At 65.5% G+C, this 14970-nt stretch carries 18 protein-coding genes; 15 read left to right on the top strand and 3 right to left on the bottom strand.

From position 1 onward, the window contains the following. Nucleotides 1-6 precede the first annotated feature (6 nt). The 8 genes from JOZ79_RS04150 (at nt 7) to JOZ79_RS04115 (ending at nt 4831) form a co-directional block, all read left to right on the top strand. A complete protein-coding gene (locus tag JOZ79_RS04150; RefSeq protein WP_294071015.1) occupies nt 7-588 on the top strand; it encodes a Maf family protein in 582 nt (193 codons plus the stop codon). Next, nucleotides 585-1178: a dephospho-CoA kinase gene (coaE, locus tag JOZ79_RS04145; RefSeq protein ID WP_294071009.1), complete on the top strand. Its 594-nt coding sequence runs from the start codon at nt 585-587 to the stop codon at nt 1176-1178. The genes JOZ79_RS04150 and coaE overlap by 4 nt, the downstream gene beginning before the upstream one ends. A gap of 7 nt (nt 1179-1185) precedes the next feature. Then, nucleotides 1186-1875 carry a DNA polymerase III subunit epsilon gene (dnaQ, locus tag JOZ79_RS04140; RefSeq protein ID WP_294071006.1) on the top strand — a complete coding sequence of 230 codons (690 nt, stop codon included), beginning with the start codon at nt 1186-1188 and terminating at the stop codon, nt 1873-1875. Between the two features lie 65 nt (nt 1876-1940). Continuing rightward, nucleotides 1941-2519, top strand: coding sequence for a ribosome-associated translation inhibitor RaiA (gene raiA, locus JOZ79_RS04135; RefSeq protein WP_294071003.1), 579 nt, complete (start codon nt 1941-1943; stop codon nt 2517-2519). Between the two features lie 12 nt (nt 2520-2531). Continuing rightward, nucleotides 2532-2996 carry a PTS sugar transporter subunit IIA gene (locus tag JOZ79_RS04130; protein ID WP_294071000.1) on the top strand — a complete coding sequence of 155 codons (465 nt, stop codon included), beginning with the start codon at nt 2532-2534 and terminating at the stop codon, nt 2994-2996. Nucleotides 2997-3002: 6 nt separating this feature from the next. After that, nucleotides 3003-3347: a DUF1491 family protein gene (locus JOZ79_RS04125; protein ID WP_294070997.1), complete on the top strand. Its 345-nt coding sequence runs from the start codon at nt 3003-3005 to the stop codon at nt 3345-3347. 177 nt (nt 3348-3524) lie between these two features. Beyond that, the gene (locus JOZ79_RS04120; protein WP_294070994.1) at nt 3525-4226 is read left to right on the top strand and encodes a cell wall hydrolase; all 702 of its coding nucleotides are present in this window, start codon (nt 3525-3527) and stop codon (nt 4224-4226) included. A 119-nt stretch (nt 4227-4345) separates the two neighbouring features. Next, on the top strand, nt 4346-4831 hold the full coding sequence (locus JOZ79_RS04115) for an MmcB family DNA repair protein (RefSeq protein WP_294071012.1): 486 nt from the start codon (nt 4346-4348) through the stop codon (nt 4829-4831). Here JOZ79_RS04115 and JOZ79_RS04110 read toward each other — a convergent pair. Further along, the gene (locus JOZ79_RS04110; protein WP_294070991.1) at nt 4828-5403 is read right to left on the bottom strand and encodes an ankyrin repeat domain-containing protein; all 576 of its coding nucleotides are present in this window, start codon (nt 5401-5403) and stop codon (nt 4828-4830) included. The genes JOZ79_RS04115 and JOZ79_RS04110 overlap by 4 nt on opposite strands. 62 nt (nt 5404-5465) lie before the next feature. On the opposite strand from JOZ79_RS04110, the gene JOZ79_RS04105 reads away from it, so the two are divergent. Both JOZ79_RS04105 and JOZ79_RS04100 read left to right on the top strand, forming a co-directional pair. Next, complete coding sequence (locus JOZ79_RS04105) at nt 5466-5918, top strand: YcgN family cysteine cluster protein (RefSeq protein ID WP_294070988.1); 453 nt, start codon at nt 5466-5468, stop codon at nt 5916-5918. Beyond that, nucleotides 5896-6615, top strand: a complete 720-nt coding sequence (locus JOZ79_RS04100; RefSeq protein WP_294070985.1) for a SprT family zinc-dependent metalloprotease — start codon at nt 5896-5898, stop codon at nt 6613-6615. Before JOZ79_RS04105 ends, JOZ79_RS04100 begins: the two co-directional genes overlap by 23 nt. Here the strand turns inward: JOZ79_RS04100 and JOZ79_RS04095 are convergent. After that, nucleotides 6568-8703, bottom strand: coding sequence for a PBP1A family penicillin-binding protein (locus JOZ79_RS04095; protein WP_294070982.1), 2136 nt, complete (start codon nt 8701-8703; stop codon nt 6568-6570). The two genes, JOZ79_RS04100 and JOZ79_RS04095, sit on opposite strands and share 48 nt — an antisense overlap. Before the next feature lie 48 nt (nt 8704-8751). After that, nucleotides 8752-9153: a peptide-methionine (R)-S-oxide reductase MsrB gene (gene msrB / locus JOZ79_RS04090; protein WP_294070979.1), complete on the bottom strand. Its 402-nt coding sequence runs from the start codon at nt 9151-9153 to the stop codon at nt 8752-8754. A 74-nt stretch (nt 9154-9227) separates the two neighbouring features. On the opposite strand from msrB, the gene JOZ79_RS04085 reads away from it, so the two are divergent. The 5 genes from JOZ79_RS04085 (at nt 9228) to JOZ79_RS04065 (ending at nt 14836) form a co-directional block, all read left to right on the top strand. Further along, nucleotides 9228-9746, top strand: coding sequence for a DUF4402 domain-containing protein (locus JOZ79_RS04085; RefSeq protein ID WP_294070976.1), 519 nt, complete (start codon nt 9228-9230; stop codon nt 9744-9746). A gap of 148 nt (nt 9747-9894) precedes the next feature. Next, nucleotides 9895-10434: a DUF4402 domain-containing protein gene (locus tag JOZ79_RS04080; protein ID WP_294070973.1), complete on the top strand. Its 540-nt coding sequence runs from the start codon at nt 9895-9897 to the stop codon at nt 10432-10434. A gap of 231 nt (nt 10435-10665) precedes the next feature. After that, nucleotides 10666-11136 carry a DUF4402 domain-containing protein gene (locus tag JOZ79_RS04075; RefSeq protein WP_294070970.1) on the top strand — a complete coding sequence of 157 codons (471 nt, stop codon included), beginning with the start codon at nt 10666-10668 and terminating at the stop codon, nt 11134-11136. A gap of 122 nt (nt 11137-11258) precedes the next feature. After that, a complete protein-coding gene (locus JOZ79_RS04070; RefSeq protein WP_294070967.1) occupies nt 11259-12092 on the top strand; it encodes a fimbria/pilus periplasmic chaperone in 834 nt (277 codons plus the stop codon). A gap of 29 nt (nt 12093-12121) precedes the next feature. Further along, entirely contained in the window at nt 12122-14836 is a 2715-nt protein-coding gene (locus tag JOZ79_RS04065) for a carboxypeptidase-like regulatory domain-containing protein (RefSeq protein WP_294070964.1), read from the top strand. Nucleotides 14837-14970 lie beyond the last annotated feature (134 nt).

Below are 14970 nucleotides of genomic sequence, written 5' to 3'. Positions count from 1 at the left end.
GTTCGATTGGGCCTGATCCTCGCCTCCGGAAGTGAGATTCGCCACACGATGCTCGAGGCGGCCGGGGTTTCGCACCGTATCGTTCGGCCCGAGGTCGAAGAGGATGCCGTGAAGCAGCGTTTCGCCGGCGCGGAGGTCATAGCCACGGAGCTAGCGGCGACGAAGGCACTGGCGGTCAGCGTCCGGCAGCAGGGCGATTGGGTCATCGGCAGCGACAGTGTCGTCAGCGTCGGCGATCGGCTGTTCGACAAGCCAGCGAACCGCGGCCAGGCGGCGGACCATCTGCGTTTCTTTTCGGGCAAGGCAATGCGGCTGACCAGTGCTGTGGCACTCGCACGAGGAGGCTCGGTCGACTGGCGTCACGTCGAGAGTTCAGAGCTCCGGGTTCGACCGCTGAGCGATGCTTTCATTGCCGATTATCTCGATGCCGAATGGCCGGAGGTCGGATATTGCGTCGGCGTATTCCGGATGGAGGCGCGCGGGGTGCAGCTGTTCTCGTCGATCGCAGGCAGTCATTTCACGATCCTCGGAATGCCACTGCTTTCCCTGCTCGGCGCCTTGCGGGAACGCGGATTGTTGCCGTCATGATAACGCTCGCGCTCACCGGCTCTATCGGCATGGGCAAGTCGACCGTGGCTGCGATGTTCGCGCGCGCCGGCATTCCCCTGTTCGACGCCGACGCCGAGGTTCGCCGGATGCAGGCCGAAAACCCGGAACTGATCGCTGCGATCGGAGAGCGTTTTCCAGGCACCGTCACGGCCGGTGCGCTCGACCGCGATGCGCTTGCCGCCCAGGTTCTCGGTCGGCCGGAGGAGCTCGTCGTACTCGAGGCGATCGTCCATCCTGCCGTCCACGCGGCCCGAGCCCGCTTCCTCCTTGCTCACCAGGGTGCGCCGGCGCTGCTGTTCGACATCCCCTTGTTATTCGAAACGCATGGCGAGCATGCTTTCGACAAGATCATCGTCGTGTCCGCTCCCGCCGAGGTTCAGCGCTCGCGGGTGCTTGCGCGGCCGGGCATGACCCCGGCGAAGTTGGACGCGATCCTCGCTCGCCAGATGCCGGACCGAGCCAAGCGCGCGCGCGCCGATTTCGTGATCGACACCAGCGGGGATCTATCCACAACCGAAGCCCGGGTGGCCGATGTTCTTGCTTGTCTCGGAGTCCGCGCGGATCGATAATATCGGCATGCGGGAGATCGTCTTCGACACCGAGACCACAGGCCTGAGCCCGGCCGGAGGCGACCGCATGGTCGAGATCGGCTGCGTCGAAATCGTCAACCGTGTCGAGACCGGGCGGCATTTCCACGCTTATTTCAACCCGGACCGGTCGATGCCGTCCGAAGCGGAGGCGGTCCACGGCCTGTCGACCATCTTCCTCTCGGACAAGCCGCGATTCCCGGAGCTGGTCGAAGCGCTTCTCGATTTCATCGCGGATTCGCCGCTGGTTGCCCACAACGCTGGCTTCGACTTCGGTTTCCTCAACCACGAACTCGGCCTGTGCGGGCGCCCGAGCGTGTGCACGAGCCGGATGGTCGACACGCTGAGCCTCGCTCGTTCTCGCCATCCGGGGGCCAAGCACAGCCTCGACGCCTTGTGCATGCGGTTCGGCATCGACCGGAGTCAGCGCATCAAGCACGGCGCACTGCTCGACGCGCAGCTCCTTGCTCAGGTCTATGTCGAGCTTACCGGCGGCCGGCAGATCGGCCTCGGACTTGTCGCCGACATGCAGTCGCTGGATGTTGCAGCTTCGGCATCGTCCGTGAAGGTCCGAGAACGTCGCGAGCCGCGTCCCCATGCTCCACTCGTCGAGGAACTCAATCGCCACCGGGCGTTTATTGAGAAGCTCGTCAACCCGCTCTGGTCGCGTTTCGCCTGAGCTCCGGTTGACGGCGCTTCGGAGGCGGTCCTAAGCGCCCGCCGCAAGTACGGGAGGCGGCAAGAGTGGACGTTCGGGTCTCTGGGCACCAGGTCGATACGAGCGAGTCGCTGCGTGATCACGCGGCGACCCGCATGGCGGACATCAGCGAAAAGTACTTCGCGCGCGGCATTGGAGCCAACGTCACCTTCGGTCGCGGACCCAACAATGACTATACCTGCGACATCCTCGCGCCGGTGGGCCGTGGCATCGTCCTGAAGGCGACATACGACGGACGCGAGCCCCAGATCGCGTTCAACGGCGCCGCCGATCGCATCGAGAAGCAGCTCAGGCGCTATACCAAGCGCCTGCGTGAGCATAACAATGGCAGCGGCGATGACACCGTGCCTTATGTCGAGAACGCCGGCTACACCGTCTTTTCCGGACCGGCAGACGGCGGAGACCAGGACGAGGCGCCGGCTCCGACCATCGTCGCCGAAACCCGTGTGGACATCCCCGAATCGAGCGTTTCCGACGCGGTTATGCTGATGGACCTGCGAAATACCGGTGCCCTCATGTTCCGGAACAGCGCAACCGGCGCATTCAACATGATCTACCGGCGCGAGGACGGCAACATCGGCTGGGTCGAGCCGCAGGGCGAATGACGCGCAGGCCGCATGCAGCTGTCCGACATCCTCGATTTTGACGCGATCACGACCCGGCTGTCTGCCGGCAACAAGCGGTCCTTGCTGCAGCAGCTTTCGAACCTTGCCGCCCAGCGGATCGGAGTCGATGCCGCCGAAATCCAGGCCAGTGTCAGCGAGCGGGAACAGGTCGGCTCGACAGGATTCGGCCAGGGTGTCGCCATTCCCCACGGCAAGATAGAATCGCTCGGCCGGATCTATGGCCTTTTCGCTCGGCTCGCAGAGCCGATCGACTACAAGGCGATTGACGGGCGGCCCGTGGACCTTGTCTTCCTGCTCCTGTCTCCAGCCGACGCCGGCGGGGACCATTTGAAGGCCCTCGCCGCAATAAGCCGCGTCACCCGCAATGTTCCGACACTGGAGAAGATGCGTGGCGCGCGCAGCCGCGATGCGCTGGCAGCCGTACTGATCGGGGCGGATGAGCGCGACGCCGCCTGATCGGCGATGACCGGCGATCGGCTGCCCGCCGGCCTCGAGGCAGCCAGTCTGGTGCGCCGGGTGCAGGCCGCTGGTGACTTCGCAACTGTCCTGCGCAAAGGCGACCCGCACAGCGGCGCGCTGCTCCTCATAGTCACAAGCCGGGGCCGTCATGTCGGCTGTCTCGAGCGAGTCCTTAACCTCGATGGGACCTACGCGTGGCGCGCGTGCGGTCCCGCCGAATCGGCGGGTTCCGCGGAAGTGGTCGATTTCCTCGCAAGGCGGGCTCGGTTCGACCCGGATTCGTGGGCGATCGAACTGGACATCGCGGCACCCGAACGGTTCATCGCTGAAACGACCGCGTCAGGTTGACCGCCCGGTTCATCGGTCGGAAAGCCTGTCCAACAAGAAGAGCGGGGGGCATTTCCGGCCGGAAAACACCGGCGAGATGCCACGCGAGACGGGGAATCACAAGGGGCGCGAGCGGCAAGTCCGCAGTGTTATTTCTGCCCTAAATTATTGTGATTCACCGCATGTTTTGCGGATTTCATGTTCATTTCACTTCGATCGTCGGTGCTTGTTTGCCTCGCGCTCTGCGCGGGCTCGGTGACTCCGGCTCTTGCCGGTGAATCCAGCAGCCCAGCGGCCGCCGTGACGCAGGCGGTCCTGCCGCAGGTTGCGACGCCCGATGTTCTCGATCTCGACGGCAAGCCGCAGCTGTCCGGCGGCGACTCGCAGGCGGTCACGCCTGCTTCCCCGGCCGCTCCGGCCACGACGGAAGTTCCCGCGACTAGCACCAATTTCAGCAGGGCGGTCGAGCGCGCTGTCTCCCCGTCGGGCGACCTGCAGTCGGAAGTCGCCGAGCTTCGCGCCGCCGACGCCGGCAGCCACGAACTCGAATGTCTCGCGACTGGGGTCTATTTCGAATCCAAGAGCGAGCCGCTGGCCGGCCAGCTTGCCGTCGGCCGGGTGATGGCCAATCGCGCCGCCTCGGGTGGCCGCTTTCCGCCATCCTATTGCGGCGTCCTGTTCCAGCGGGGCCAGTTTTCCTTCATCCACGGGCGCTCGCTGCCTGTGGTGTCGCACGCCAGCCGTCAGTGGCAGACGGCCGTCGCGATCGCCAAGATTGTCGACCAGCGGTTGCAGGAGTCGGCGGTCGGCAATGCGCTCTTCTTTCATGCGCGGTACGTCTCGCCCGGTTGGCACCTGAAGCGCGTCGCGGCGATCGGCAACCACATCTTCTATCGCTAATCCGAAGCGGGTGGGCGAGCGGGGCCGCCGCAACGCGGCCCCGCTCCGTGTTTTGATATTCGCAAGCTTTGCGCGCGCACCTGATTGGCGGCGTTCTCTCGATGTTCTATCGCTCGGTCATGGCGACCCAGCTCGAGTCCTCCTGCTTCACCGATTCACCGCCGATTGCGGCCGACGTCGCGCGGGGTGTCACTCGGCTGCTATGCCGGCAGGATCTGTTCGCAATCTGCGAGGTGCCGCTGCCGAACGGCCGCCGCGCCGATCTCATGGCGATCGACGGCAAGGGCAGCCTGACCATCGTCGAGATCAAGGTCGCGAAATCCGACTTGGTCGGAGACGGCAAGTGGCGGGATTATCTGGACTATTGCGACCGCTTCTACTGGGCCGTCCCCGCGACACTCGCCGCGATATGCGACGAGGAGCGCTATCTGCCTGGAGAAGCCGGACTCATCGTCGCCGACCGCTATGACGCCGCGATCGTCCGATCGGCCGCCCATCGACCGATGTCGCCTGCACGCCGCAAGGCCGAGCTGTTGCATTTCGCTCGCCGCGCCGCGCGCCGGCTGGCCGCTCAGATCGATCCGACGCTGGGCGAAGGACGCTAGCTTCCGCTTTTCGGCATCTTCTGCTGGATCATCTGCAGGATGTCGCGTGAGTGAGCGTCGCGTGCTGCATAATCGCGTGCCGAATAGCCGGCGGCCGAGTCCGTCCTGTCCGGATTGGCGCCGGCGTCGAGCAGTATCCGCGCAATCCGGGGCTCATGTTGCTGTACGGCGACGATGAGGGGGGTCTCGCCCATCCGATTGGTGCCGTCCACCCGCGCACCCTTGCCGAGCAGCCAGCCGATGGCGTCGGCATAGCCGACCCGCGCCGCCGCGATCAGGGGCGTGTCGCCGCCTCTCCCGCCAAGATTGGGATCGGCGCCGTTCTGCAAAAGAAAGGCCGTGAACTGCTCGTCGCTGCTGGAGACGGCGACGACCAGCGCCGTGTCGCCCTTGGCGTCTCGCGCGTCGACAATCCCGCGCCCCGAGGAGTTGAACAATTGCAGCGCCTTGTCGCCGTCGTGGCTGCGCACGGCATCGACGAAGTTCTGGCCTTCGTACCCCGTCGATTGCGCGAGCAGCGGCGATGCCGGCAGCAGGCAAAGGCCGGCCAATGCGAATATCAAAGACTTCATGGACTTAGCCCCAGGCTGCACGCTTGATCGTCGCTCAATAGCAGAGCAAGGGTGGCGCTGTCATGAATGCTCGCGTCAATGCCGCCGATCCGCGCTTCTGGGAAAAGCCGCTCGCCGCGCTCGACGCCGGGGAGTGGGAAGCCCTGTGCGATGGTTGCGGCCGCTGCTGCATCCACAAGATCGAGGATGAGGAGACCGGCCTGCTTTATGCGACCAATGTCGCCTGCAAGCTGCTCGACCGCCGCAACGGACGATGCCTCGACTACAAGCGGCGCAAGCTTCAGGTCGCCGACTGCGTGAAGCTCGACCGCAAGTCGGTGACCGGCCTCGATTGGCTGCCCGAGACGTGCGCCTATCGCCTGCGCGCGGCAGGCGAGCCGCTGCCGGGATGGCATTATTTGATTTCCGGAAGCCGTGAAACGGTGCACGAAGCCGGGCAGTCGACCCGCGGCTGGACGGTCAGCGAAGAGGACGCCGGCGATCTGGAGTGGCATGTCGTCGATCGCCCGCTCTGACCTGCTGGTCCCGGCAGGCGACTTGCCCGTGCCGATCGAAATCCAACCGCTTCGCACCGCGCGCCGAATGCGCCTTCGCTACGACGAGGCGCGCGGCCTCCTGAAATTGACCTGTCCGGCCGCGATGAGCCGCCGCCGAGCGCTGAGCTGGGCCATCGACCAACGAGACTGGATCGATGAGCAGCTGCGCCGGGCCGAGCCGCTGCGTCCGTTCGTTCCCGGCGCCGCTATTCCCTTGTGCGGCGAGGAGGTGCGCCTCGTCTGGAAGGCTGATGCGCCACGCACGCCGTTCCGAACGGGCGATGAGCTGCGCTGCGGCGGGACTGAGGCCGGCTTCGAGCGTCGCATCGAAGGCTGGCTGAGACGCTCGGCGCTGGAGCTCATGGCGGCCGATGTCGCCCATTATGCGCTCAAAGCCGGGGTGACGCCCCGCAGCGTCAGGATCGGCGATGCGGGATCGCGTTGGGGGAGCTGCTCGTCGGAGCGCCGCATTCGCCTCAGTTGGCGGTTGATTCTCGCTCCGCCCGAGGTGCGCCGCTACGTCGTCGCCCATGAGGTCGCGCACTTGCGGCACCTCGATCACGGGTCGGAGTTCAAACGGCTTGAGGCATCCCTTTTCGGTCCCGGGCTCGCTGAAGCCAAGGCTGAACTACGTAGAGTAGGCGCTCGTCTCCGGCTGTTCGGACGGAGGCGCTGAGCCCTCCGCCGGCGGCTGCTGGTCTTGGTCCGGGTAGGCAGGCTGCGGCTGCCGCGGCTGGCGCTGCTGCGGCGCTGGCGGGAAGGCCTGATCGAGGTCCTGCTGGCTCGGATCTCCGGTCCCGTCCGGACGGATCATCGGCGGCGGACCGCCATTGTCGTCGGGTGCCGGCCGAGCGACCGGATTGCCGTTTTCGTCGACCATCGGCGCATCTGCGCTGTTCTGGTCCATGGCCTGGTCGCCGAACAGCTCCTCTTCCGGTGTGAGCTGCCAGTCGGGCATCGGCACTTGCGTCTGGAACTGCTCGACCGGCCGGTTGGCGACGGCGACGCTCATGAAGTCATGGAAGGCGCGGGCCGGCGCTGTTCCGCCCTGAAGCCCGGCAATTGGCCGCGCATCGTCGCGGCCCATCCACACGCCGGTCGTCAGCCCGCTCGAGAAGCCGATGAACCAGCCATCCTTGTTCGACGTGGTGGTGCCCGTCTTGCCGGCGACGGGTCGCCCGATCTGAGCGGCGCGTCCTGTGCCGCTCAGCACCGCAGACTGCAGGAGGTCGGTCATCTCGGCCGCGATCCACGGCGCGACCAGCACCCGATCCTCGGATTGCTCATGTTGGTAAAGAAGGCGTCCGTCGGCAGTGACGACCTTGCGGATCGCATAGGGCGTGACGGCGACACCCTTGTTGTTCACCGAGGCGAAAGCGCGGGTCATCTCGATCAACCGGACGTCGCTGCTGCCCAGCACCATCGCCGGATAGGTCGAAATCGGCGTCGTCAGGCCGAAGCGCCGGGCCATGTCGGCGATCGCCCCGAAGCCGACCTGCTGGCCGATCTTCGCGCTGACCGTGTTGATGGACCGGGAGAAGGCTTCGCGCAGGCTTACCGGTCCAAGGTTCTCGCGCTCCGAGTTGCGCGGGCTCCAGCCGTCGATCGTGACCGGCGAATCGACGATCGTGTCGGTTGGCTTCATCCCCGCTTCCAGCGCTGTCAGATAAACGAACAGCTTGAACGCTGAGCCGGGTTGACGGGTCGCCTGGGTCGCGCGGTTGTAGATCGAGTTGATATAATCCTTGCCGCCGACCATCGCCCGGACTGCGCCGTCGCGGTCCATCGCCACCAGCGCGCCCTGCGCTCCGTCCGGCGCATTGGCCGCAATCGCCTTGTCGGCCGCGGTCTGCATCCCGGGATCGAGCGTCGTCCAGACGTCGATCGGGTCCTGGGTCTGGTCGATCAGCGTGTCGAGCTGGGGAAGCGCCCAATCGGTGAAATAGCGCACGCTGTTCTGGCGCGTGGTCGGCTGGATGCGGATCTCGGCCGGGTTCACGGCGCTGGCCTCCGCCTCGTTGATGAAGCCGTTTTTGGCCATCGTTTGAAGCACCACGCCCGAGCGGTCGCGAGCCGCTTCGACATCGGCAGTCGGCGAATAATTGGAAGGCGCCTTCACCAGGCCGGCGATGATCGCGGCTTCGCCGAGGCTGAGATGGTCGGCGCCATGGCCGAAGAAACGGCGTGACGCCGCGTCGATGCCATAGGCACCGCCGCCAAAATAGACGCGATTGAGGTAGAGCTCGAGGATCTGATTCTTGCTGAACTTCCGCTCCAGCGCGAGCGCGAGGATACCTTCCTTGATCTTGCGCCCGAAGTTGCGGTTGTTGGTGAGGAAAATGTTACGCGCGAGCTGCTGCGTGATCGTCGAGGTCGCGCTGACCCTGTGGCCCGTCGTCACCGCCGAGAGGATCGCGCGGCCGATGCCAAGCGGGTCGACGCCGATATGGCTACGGAAGCGGCGATCCTCGGTCGAGATCATGGCCGCGCGCATTTCGGGCGGAATTTGGTCGTAGGACAGCCATTGGCCGAAGCTCGGGCCCATCTGCACCAGCACCTGGCCGTTGGCCGCGCGGACGCGGATCATCTGGCCAAGGTCGGAGCGCTTGGTTAGCTCGGAATAGCTCGGCAGGTAGGAGGTCGCGACCGCGACCGCGACCACCAGCGCAAGCAGCGCGACCAGCGCCGAATAGGCTAGCCACTTGAGGATCGACACGAAGATCGAGCCCCCTGCGGGTGCGCGTGCGGAGGGCGTTCGGGCCATGTGTTACGGTGGATAGAAAGTCCGCGGCGGCGGGACAATAGCCGTAACCTAGTCGTCATCCCTCTTGTCGAACTCCAGAGCGCCCGAATTGATACAATAGCGCAGCCCCTCGGGTCCCGGGCCGTCCGGGAAGACATGTCCGAGGTGCCCTTCGCAACGGGCACACCGCACTTCGGTGCGGACCATGCCGTGGCTCGAATCCGTGAGTTCCTTGACCGCCTCACCGGATTTGGGCGCAGTGAAGCTGGGCCAGCCGCTACCGCTCTCATATTTGGTGTCGGTCGAGAACAGGGGCTCGCCGCAGCCGGCGCAGCGGAACTCTCCCTTGTCCTTCACGTGGAGAAGCGCCCCGCTGCCCGGCGGCTCGGTGCCGCCCTGGCGAAGGATGCGATATTGCTCGGGCGTGAGGTTCGCGCGCCATTCGGCGTCGCTTCGGTCGACTTTGTCCATGGGCTAGTCCTGCGCTTGCGGATGTTAGCCGCGCATTAACCCTGTTTTAGCTCCTGCCCAATAGATCCGGCGGTATGGTCCGGCCAGCCATCCTCGCGCTTTCGACCGCGCTCGCCTGCCTTTCGGACGCGGGCACGGCATCCGCGCAATGCCGGTTGTGCTCGACGCCGACTACCGTGTCCGAGGAGACACGGGGCGGCGACAAGGTCGCCCTCGACGTGGAAACGAGTCTCAACTTCGACCAGCTGGTCGTCGACGGGCGAGGCGGCGGAACCGCGACCATCCGGCCGGACGGGTCGACCGAGAATGACGGCGCTGTCGCCGACGTCAGCCATCGGGCGATGGTCGGCACCGTCGTGCTCCACGGCCAGGCCGGCCGGGCGATCCGCGTCGATATGCCTGCCCGCATCCTTCTTCACTCGCTGGGAGGCGGAGAGATCAGTTTCGACGAGGTGGTCACCGACCTGCCGTCCCTCCCGCGGCTCGACTCGACGGGCACGCTGACTTTCCGATTCGGCGGGCGGCTACGCGTCACTGGCGACGCGGAAGGCCAGTATCGCGGCGACCTCCTCATCACCGCCGAATATCTATGAGCCAGCCTGCTCCGGAACGGCGACAATCCTAACGCCGTCGTAACCATCCCTTTGAGGGAAGCCGTAAGCGGGCAGGGTTAATGGGATCGCCACGGGTGACCGCGATCGGCCAGCCGCCAAACGTTCGAAACTTGTGGGGATAGACCAGATGACCAATTTCTTTCGCATGACGTCGCTGGCGGCGACGGTTGCGGCGCTCGCCCTGACGGCGACGCCGGCTATGGCCGTGACGGGGCCGACGATTGTCCAGCCGGATTCGCAGGCGAAGGCCACCGCCCGGATCGTCAAGCCGCTGACCCTCACGTGGGTGCGTGACCTCGACCTCGGCACGATCGTGCTTTCGGGTGCCAATAGCTGGAGCGGCGCGGTTGTCGGCATCGACAAGGCCGGCGTCTTCAGCTGCACGGACAGCAACGTCACCTGCTCCGGAACGACGAAGAACGCGGAGTACAATATCACCGGCACCAACAACCAGGTGGTCACGGTGACTGCTCCGAACGTCACGCTGACGGACCAGAACGATACCACGAAGACGCTGACCCTGGCGGTCGATGCGCCGAAGACGGTCACCCTGGCGAACTCGGGGACCAATCCGACGCCGCTGGACATCGGCGGCAGCGTCACGGTTGCGTCCAACACGCCCGACGGAACGTACACCGGCACCTTCGCCGTCACCGTCAACTATTGATTGTAAGTGGGGCGTCCCGGCTTCGGCCGGGTCCACGGGGAGGGGGTCGCCGGCAACGGCGGCCCCTTTCTTGTGCGCGTCGCCGGCGGCCAAGTCAGGCGTCAACAGCGATGGTTGACGGAAACTAAACCATTCCGGAGCTAATCCGCAGGCTCAAAACCATCCCGCCGCGGGAGGAGAGTCTTGCGTCCTGTCGCCCGGAAGGGCTTGCGAACGGTCGGAGCAATCGCCGTGGCCCTGGCCGCGGCCGGACCCGCGCGTGCGGTCACGCCGACGGCAACCGTCTCAGCGACGATCGTCAAGCCGGTCACGCTGACCTGGATTTCGGACCTTGACCTCGGCACTCTCACGCTCGGGCCGGGCACCTGGAGCGGCGCCAGGATCGCGATCAGCCAGGCCGGCGTTCTCACCTGCACGAACACCAACGTTACGTGCACTGGCGCCACCAAGGTCGCGCAGTACAACGTCATCGGCACCAACAAGCAGGTGATCACGATCAACGCGCCCAGCGTCACGCTCACCAATCAGAGCGATTCGACCAAGACGCTGACGCTGGTCGTCGACAGCCCAGGGTCGCTGACGTTGACCAATTCCGGCCAGCCCGGGTCGACCTTCAGCCTTGGCGGCTCGATCACGCTCAATTCCACGACCGCGGCCGGCACGTACAGCGGGACGTTCAACGTCACGGTGGATTACAATTGATCCGATCACGCGCTGCGCCGCTGAAATCCGCGAATTTCATGGTCATGGTTGACCGAAAATAAACCATTCCGGATCAAAGACTGAGCCCTTCGAAACAAGGACCTGACTGGGGGCTCGCGATCATGAAATTGTCTCTGCATTCGGCCATCGGCACTATTGTCGCGGCGCCGCTGCTCGCCGCGGCCACGCCGGCGGCGGCGGGCATCGGCGACTTGCTCGTCGCCCCGACGCGGATCGTTCTCGATGGGCGCAAGGGTGCCGAGGTCATCCTCAATAATATCGGGGACGAGCCAGCCACCTACCGCGTCTCGGTCGAGTTCCGCCGCATGACGGAGGACGGCAATTTGGTCGACGTCACCGAGCCGACCGCCGACGATAAGGCCGCCGAGGACATGATCGTCTATGCGCCGCGCCGAGTCACTCTCGCTCCGCACCAGCCCCAGTCGATCCGAATTGCCGCGCGCGCTCCCGCGGGCCTTGCCGACGGCGAGTATCGCGTCCACATGCTGTTCCGCGCGATTCCGCCGGCGACGCCCGTTGCTCCGACGCCTGCCAATTCCGACGGCAGCGGCAAGGGCGTCCATTTCCAGCTGATCCCCGTTTACGGCGTGACCATCCCGGTCATCGTCCGGCTCGGCAATCTTCAGGCGACTGCCGGAATCGCCAACGTCCGTTTCGACAAGGTGCAGGGCAAGCCGGTCGTCGACCTCGACCTTAGCCGGTCGGGCGCGCGCTCGACCTTCGGCGACGTCAAGGTGCTGAAGGCAGGCGTCAAGGATCCGATCGCGATCCAGAAAGCCGTCGCCGTCTACAAGGAAGTCGGCGTCCGTCATCTTTCCGTGCCGCTCGACGGAGCCTTTCAGGGCGACCCGCGCGGGCCGGTTACGGTCCAGTACGTCGAAACCTTTGACGATGGATCCCACGTCCTTGCCCAGACCGACGCGGTGCTCCGCTAGGAGAGCGAAGGGAACGGGAGGTTCCACCAGTGCCCGGCGGCCGCGACTGGCTGCGCAAGGCGGTTATGCTGCTGGCGCTCTGCGCCGGCGGCATCTCCGCGTCCACGGTCTCGGCTATTCCATCCGCCGCCGCCTCAGCTCCGGCCAAGCCTTGGTCGGCCGATCCCGACGATCAGTTCCTGCTCGATGTCGACATTCGCCAGCTCAAGCTCGGTGAGGGGGTTCGCGCGTACAACACGCCGGAGGGCACCTGTGTCGTCTTAGGCGACTTCATTACCGCCCTCGACGTCCCGGTCGCGATCGATCTCAAGGCAAGAAAGGCCACCGGCTGGGCCTTCAAGGAAAGCAACCGGATCGATATCGACACGGCCGCGAGGACCGCGACCCACGGCGGAGTGACGGACACGATCGCTCCAGGCACGATCCGCGAAACGCCGGACGGCTGGTGCGTCCAGACCACTGCACTGTCCCGTTGGTTCGGGATCGGCGTCAATCCCGTCACGTCCGGTTCGGTGCTTCTGCTCGAATCCGACGCCAAGTTGCCGGTCGAGTTGGCGATGGAGCGCCAGATTCGGGCCAAGAGCATCAAGCCGGCAAATTTCGACCTCAGCGCGTTGCCGCAGGTTCGCGTGCCCTATCGCATGTGGCGTGCTCCGGCGCTCGATTTCGTCGTTAGCGCCGGCGCCACTTATCGGGCCAGTGATGGCATTCGAGTCGACCGCGAGGCATCCGTCTATGCCGCCGGCGAGATCGCCCACTTGTCCTACGATGCACAGTTGACGACTACGAACAAGGGCGTGCCCGACAGCATTCGAGTCCGCGCCTATCGCTCGGACCCTGACGCCGGCCTTCTCGGTCCACTGCATGCAACACATTTCGGTGTGGGCGATGTGCAAGGCTTCGACAGCCCGCTCACGGGATCCTCCGCCAACGGTCGCGGTGCGGTCGTCACCAATCGGCCACTGATCACACAGTCGGCCTTCGACCGCACCCGCTTCGAAGGCGACCTGCCGATCGGCTGGGAAGCCGAGATCTATCGCAACGGCGAATTGCTCGGCTTCGCGAAGTCCGACGGATCACAGCGCTATGTGTTCGATGGCGTACAGCTGCTTTACGGGATCAACCATATCAGCATCATGCTGTACGGCCCGCAGGGACAGGTGAAGACCCGCGAGGAGTTGATCAACGTCGGCCAGGACAATGTCCCGAGGGGCCAGACCTGGTACTGGGCTGGCTTCAACGAGCCGGGCCGAGACCTCCTCACGATCCAGAAGCCGCCGGATGGGACCGTCGAGCCCCGGGCCCAGGCGACAGTCTCGCTTGAACATGGCATCGACGACAGGACGTCCGTCGGTGCACTCGCGCGTACGATGCTGATCGACGACGAGCGGGTCACCGTCGTCGAAGGCCGCGTCCGACGCTCTATCGGCCCGGCGATGATCCAGGTTTCGAGCGCTCGCGAAGCGAGGGGCGGATCGGCCGCCCAGGCGCAGCTGCTCGGCAAGTTCGGGCCTGTGAACGTGAGTGCATCGGCACTTGTTGCGGACGACTTTCATTTGCAGGGCGGTCGCCCGCAGAGCATTCGTGACGGCGTCGTGGCGCTCGATGCGCCGGTTGCTATCGGTCGAACGATCGTACCGGCGCATGTCGAGGCACATGTCACCGACCTGATGGATGGGACAACGCAGGTCGAGGCCGCGGCGCGGCTGTCGGCCAGCATTGACCGCTTCAACCTCGCCGCAGGCGTCACCTACACTCAGCAATATATCCGCGACGGGCAAACCCCGCCTGGCGAGCTCAACCTCGACTTCATCGGCAGCGGCCATGTCGGCGACATCCGCATCCGCGGCGAGACCAGTTTCGACCTGTCGCCTGCCGCCCGCTTCCGCGTGGCGGAGCTCACCGCTTACTGGTCCGCCTCGGAGAATGCCGATTGGGAAGGCACGCTCGCATACGACGGCGATCAGCATCGCGCGCGGACCGGGGTGACCTATGTCCGCCGCTTCCGGACCATGGCGGTCGCGCTGACCGGCGAGGCGGCCACCGACGGTTCGCTGGCCTTCGGCGTAAATCTGAACTTCTCACTCGATCCGGCGCATGGCCTCGCATTGTCGCGGCGCCCGATGGCGCAGGCCGGCATTGTCCACGCGCTGGTCTATCGCGACCTCAACGACAATGGCATCCGCGACCCTTCGGAGCCCGTCGAGAAGGGAGCGGTGATCACCACCGGCACGCGCCAGGCTGACCAGCCGACCGACGCCAGCGGCGCGGTGACCGTCGCCGGACTGAGCGCCTTCGTTCCGGTGACCGTCGGAGTCGACGAGACTAGCCTCGACGATCCAATGCTGGTGCCGAAGAAAGCGCTCCAGGTCGTCGTGCCGCGGCCCGGTGTCGCCGCCGATGTCGAGATCGGACTGGTCGGTGGCGGCGATGTCGAGGGCGCCGTCGTCAAGAGCGGCGGCGTTGGCTTCGAAGGCCTCAGCCTCGAGCTCGTCGACACCGGGGGCAAGGTTGTCGCTACCGCGCTCAGCGACTTCGACGGGTTTTTCCTGTTCGAACGGGTCCCTTACGGACATTATTCGGTGCGTGTTGCAAAAGCGTCTGCCGCCGCGGCCAAGATCTCGGCCGACCTCAACATCCAGGCGATGATCACCGCCGACAAGGCGATTGTCAGGCTTGGCGCAGTGCATGTGACGGGCTTGCCGGCGATCGCGGCCGCCGGGGTGGCGGCGGCGAAACCATAGTTCAACCCATCAGCCCGCCCAAGGGCCGAGCCGATCGAAGCGCGGGACAGTCCCTTCCGGACTGTCCTGAAGCGCCGCTTCCTGTTTTCGATGGTGCGGTCGAGAAGACTCGAACTTCCACGGCCTTTCGGCCA

It is taken from the genome of Sphingomonas sp. (assembly GCF_019242355.1).
Lineage (GTDB): Bacteria > Pseudomonadota > Alphaproteobacteria > Sphingomonadales > Sphingomonadaceae > Sphingomicrobium.
Note: the sequence above shows the minus strand (reverse complement) of the source record. Positions and strands in the feature narration are given on the sequence as shown.

Bases quoted from the DNA above. Each gene is read 5' to 3' on its own strand.
- dnaQ (WP_294071006.1), top strand. From the start codon at position 1,186: ATGCGGGAGATCGTCTTCGACACCGAGACCACAGGCCTGAGCCCGGCC.
- JOZ79_RS04105 (WP_294070988.1), top strand. From the start codon at position 5,466: ATGAATGCTCGCGTCAATGCCGCCGATCCGCGCTTCTGGGAAAAGCCG.
- JOZ79_RS04115 (WP_294071012.1), top strand. From the start codon at position 4,346: ATGGCGACCCAGCTCGAGTCCTCCTGCTTCACCGATTCACCGCCGATT.
- JOZ79_RS04110 (WP_294070991.1), bottom strand. From the start codon at position 5,403: ATGAAGTCTTTGATATTCGCATTGGCCGGCCTTTGCCTGCTGCCGGCA.
- JOZ79_RS04070 (WP_294070967.1), top strand. From the start codon at position 11,259: ATGAAATTGTCTCTGCATTCGGCCATCGGCACTATTGTCGCGGCGCCG.
- JOZ79_RS04120 (WP_294070994.1), top strand. From the start codon at position 3,525: ATGTTCATTTCACTTCGATCGTCGGTGCTTGTTTGCCTCGCGCTCTGC.
- JOZ79_RS04130 (WP_294071000.1), top strand. From the start codon at position 2,532: ATGCAGCTGTCCGACATCCTCGATTTTGACGCGATCACGACCCGGCTG.
- msrB (WP_294070979.1), bottom strand. From the start codon at position 9,153: ATGGACAAAGTCGACCGAAGCGACGCCGAATGGCGCGCGAACCTCACG.
- JOZ79_RS04100 (WP_294070985.1), top strand. From the start codon at position 5,896: ATGTCGTCGATCGCCCGCTCTGACCTGCTGGTCCCGGCAGGCGACTTG.
- JOZ79_RS04095 (WP_294070982.1), bottom strand. From the start codon at position 8,703: ATGGCCCGAACGCCCTCCGCACGCGCACCCGCAGGGGGCTCGATCTTC.
- JOZ79_RS04125 (WP_294070997.1), top strand. From the start codon at position 3,003: ATGACCGGCGATCGGCTGCCCGCCGGCCTCGAGGCAGCCAGTCTGGTG.
- JOZ79_RS04085 (WP_294070976.1), top strand. From the start codon at position 9,228: ATGGTCCGGCCAGCCATCCTCGCGCTTTCGACCGCGCTCGCCTGCCTT.
- coaE (WP_294071009.1), top strand. From the start codon at position 585: ATGATAACGCTCGCGCTCACCGGCTCTATCGGCATGGGCAAGTCGACC.
- JOZ79_RS04080 (WP_294070973.1), top strand. From the start codon at position 9,895: ATGACCAATTTCTTTCGCATGACGTCGCTGGCGGCGACGGTTGCGGCG.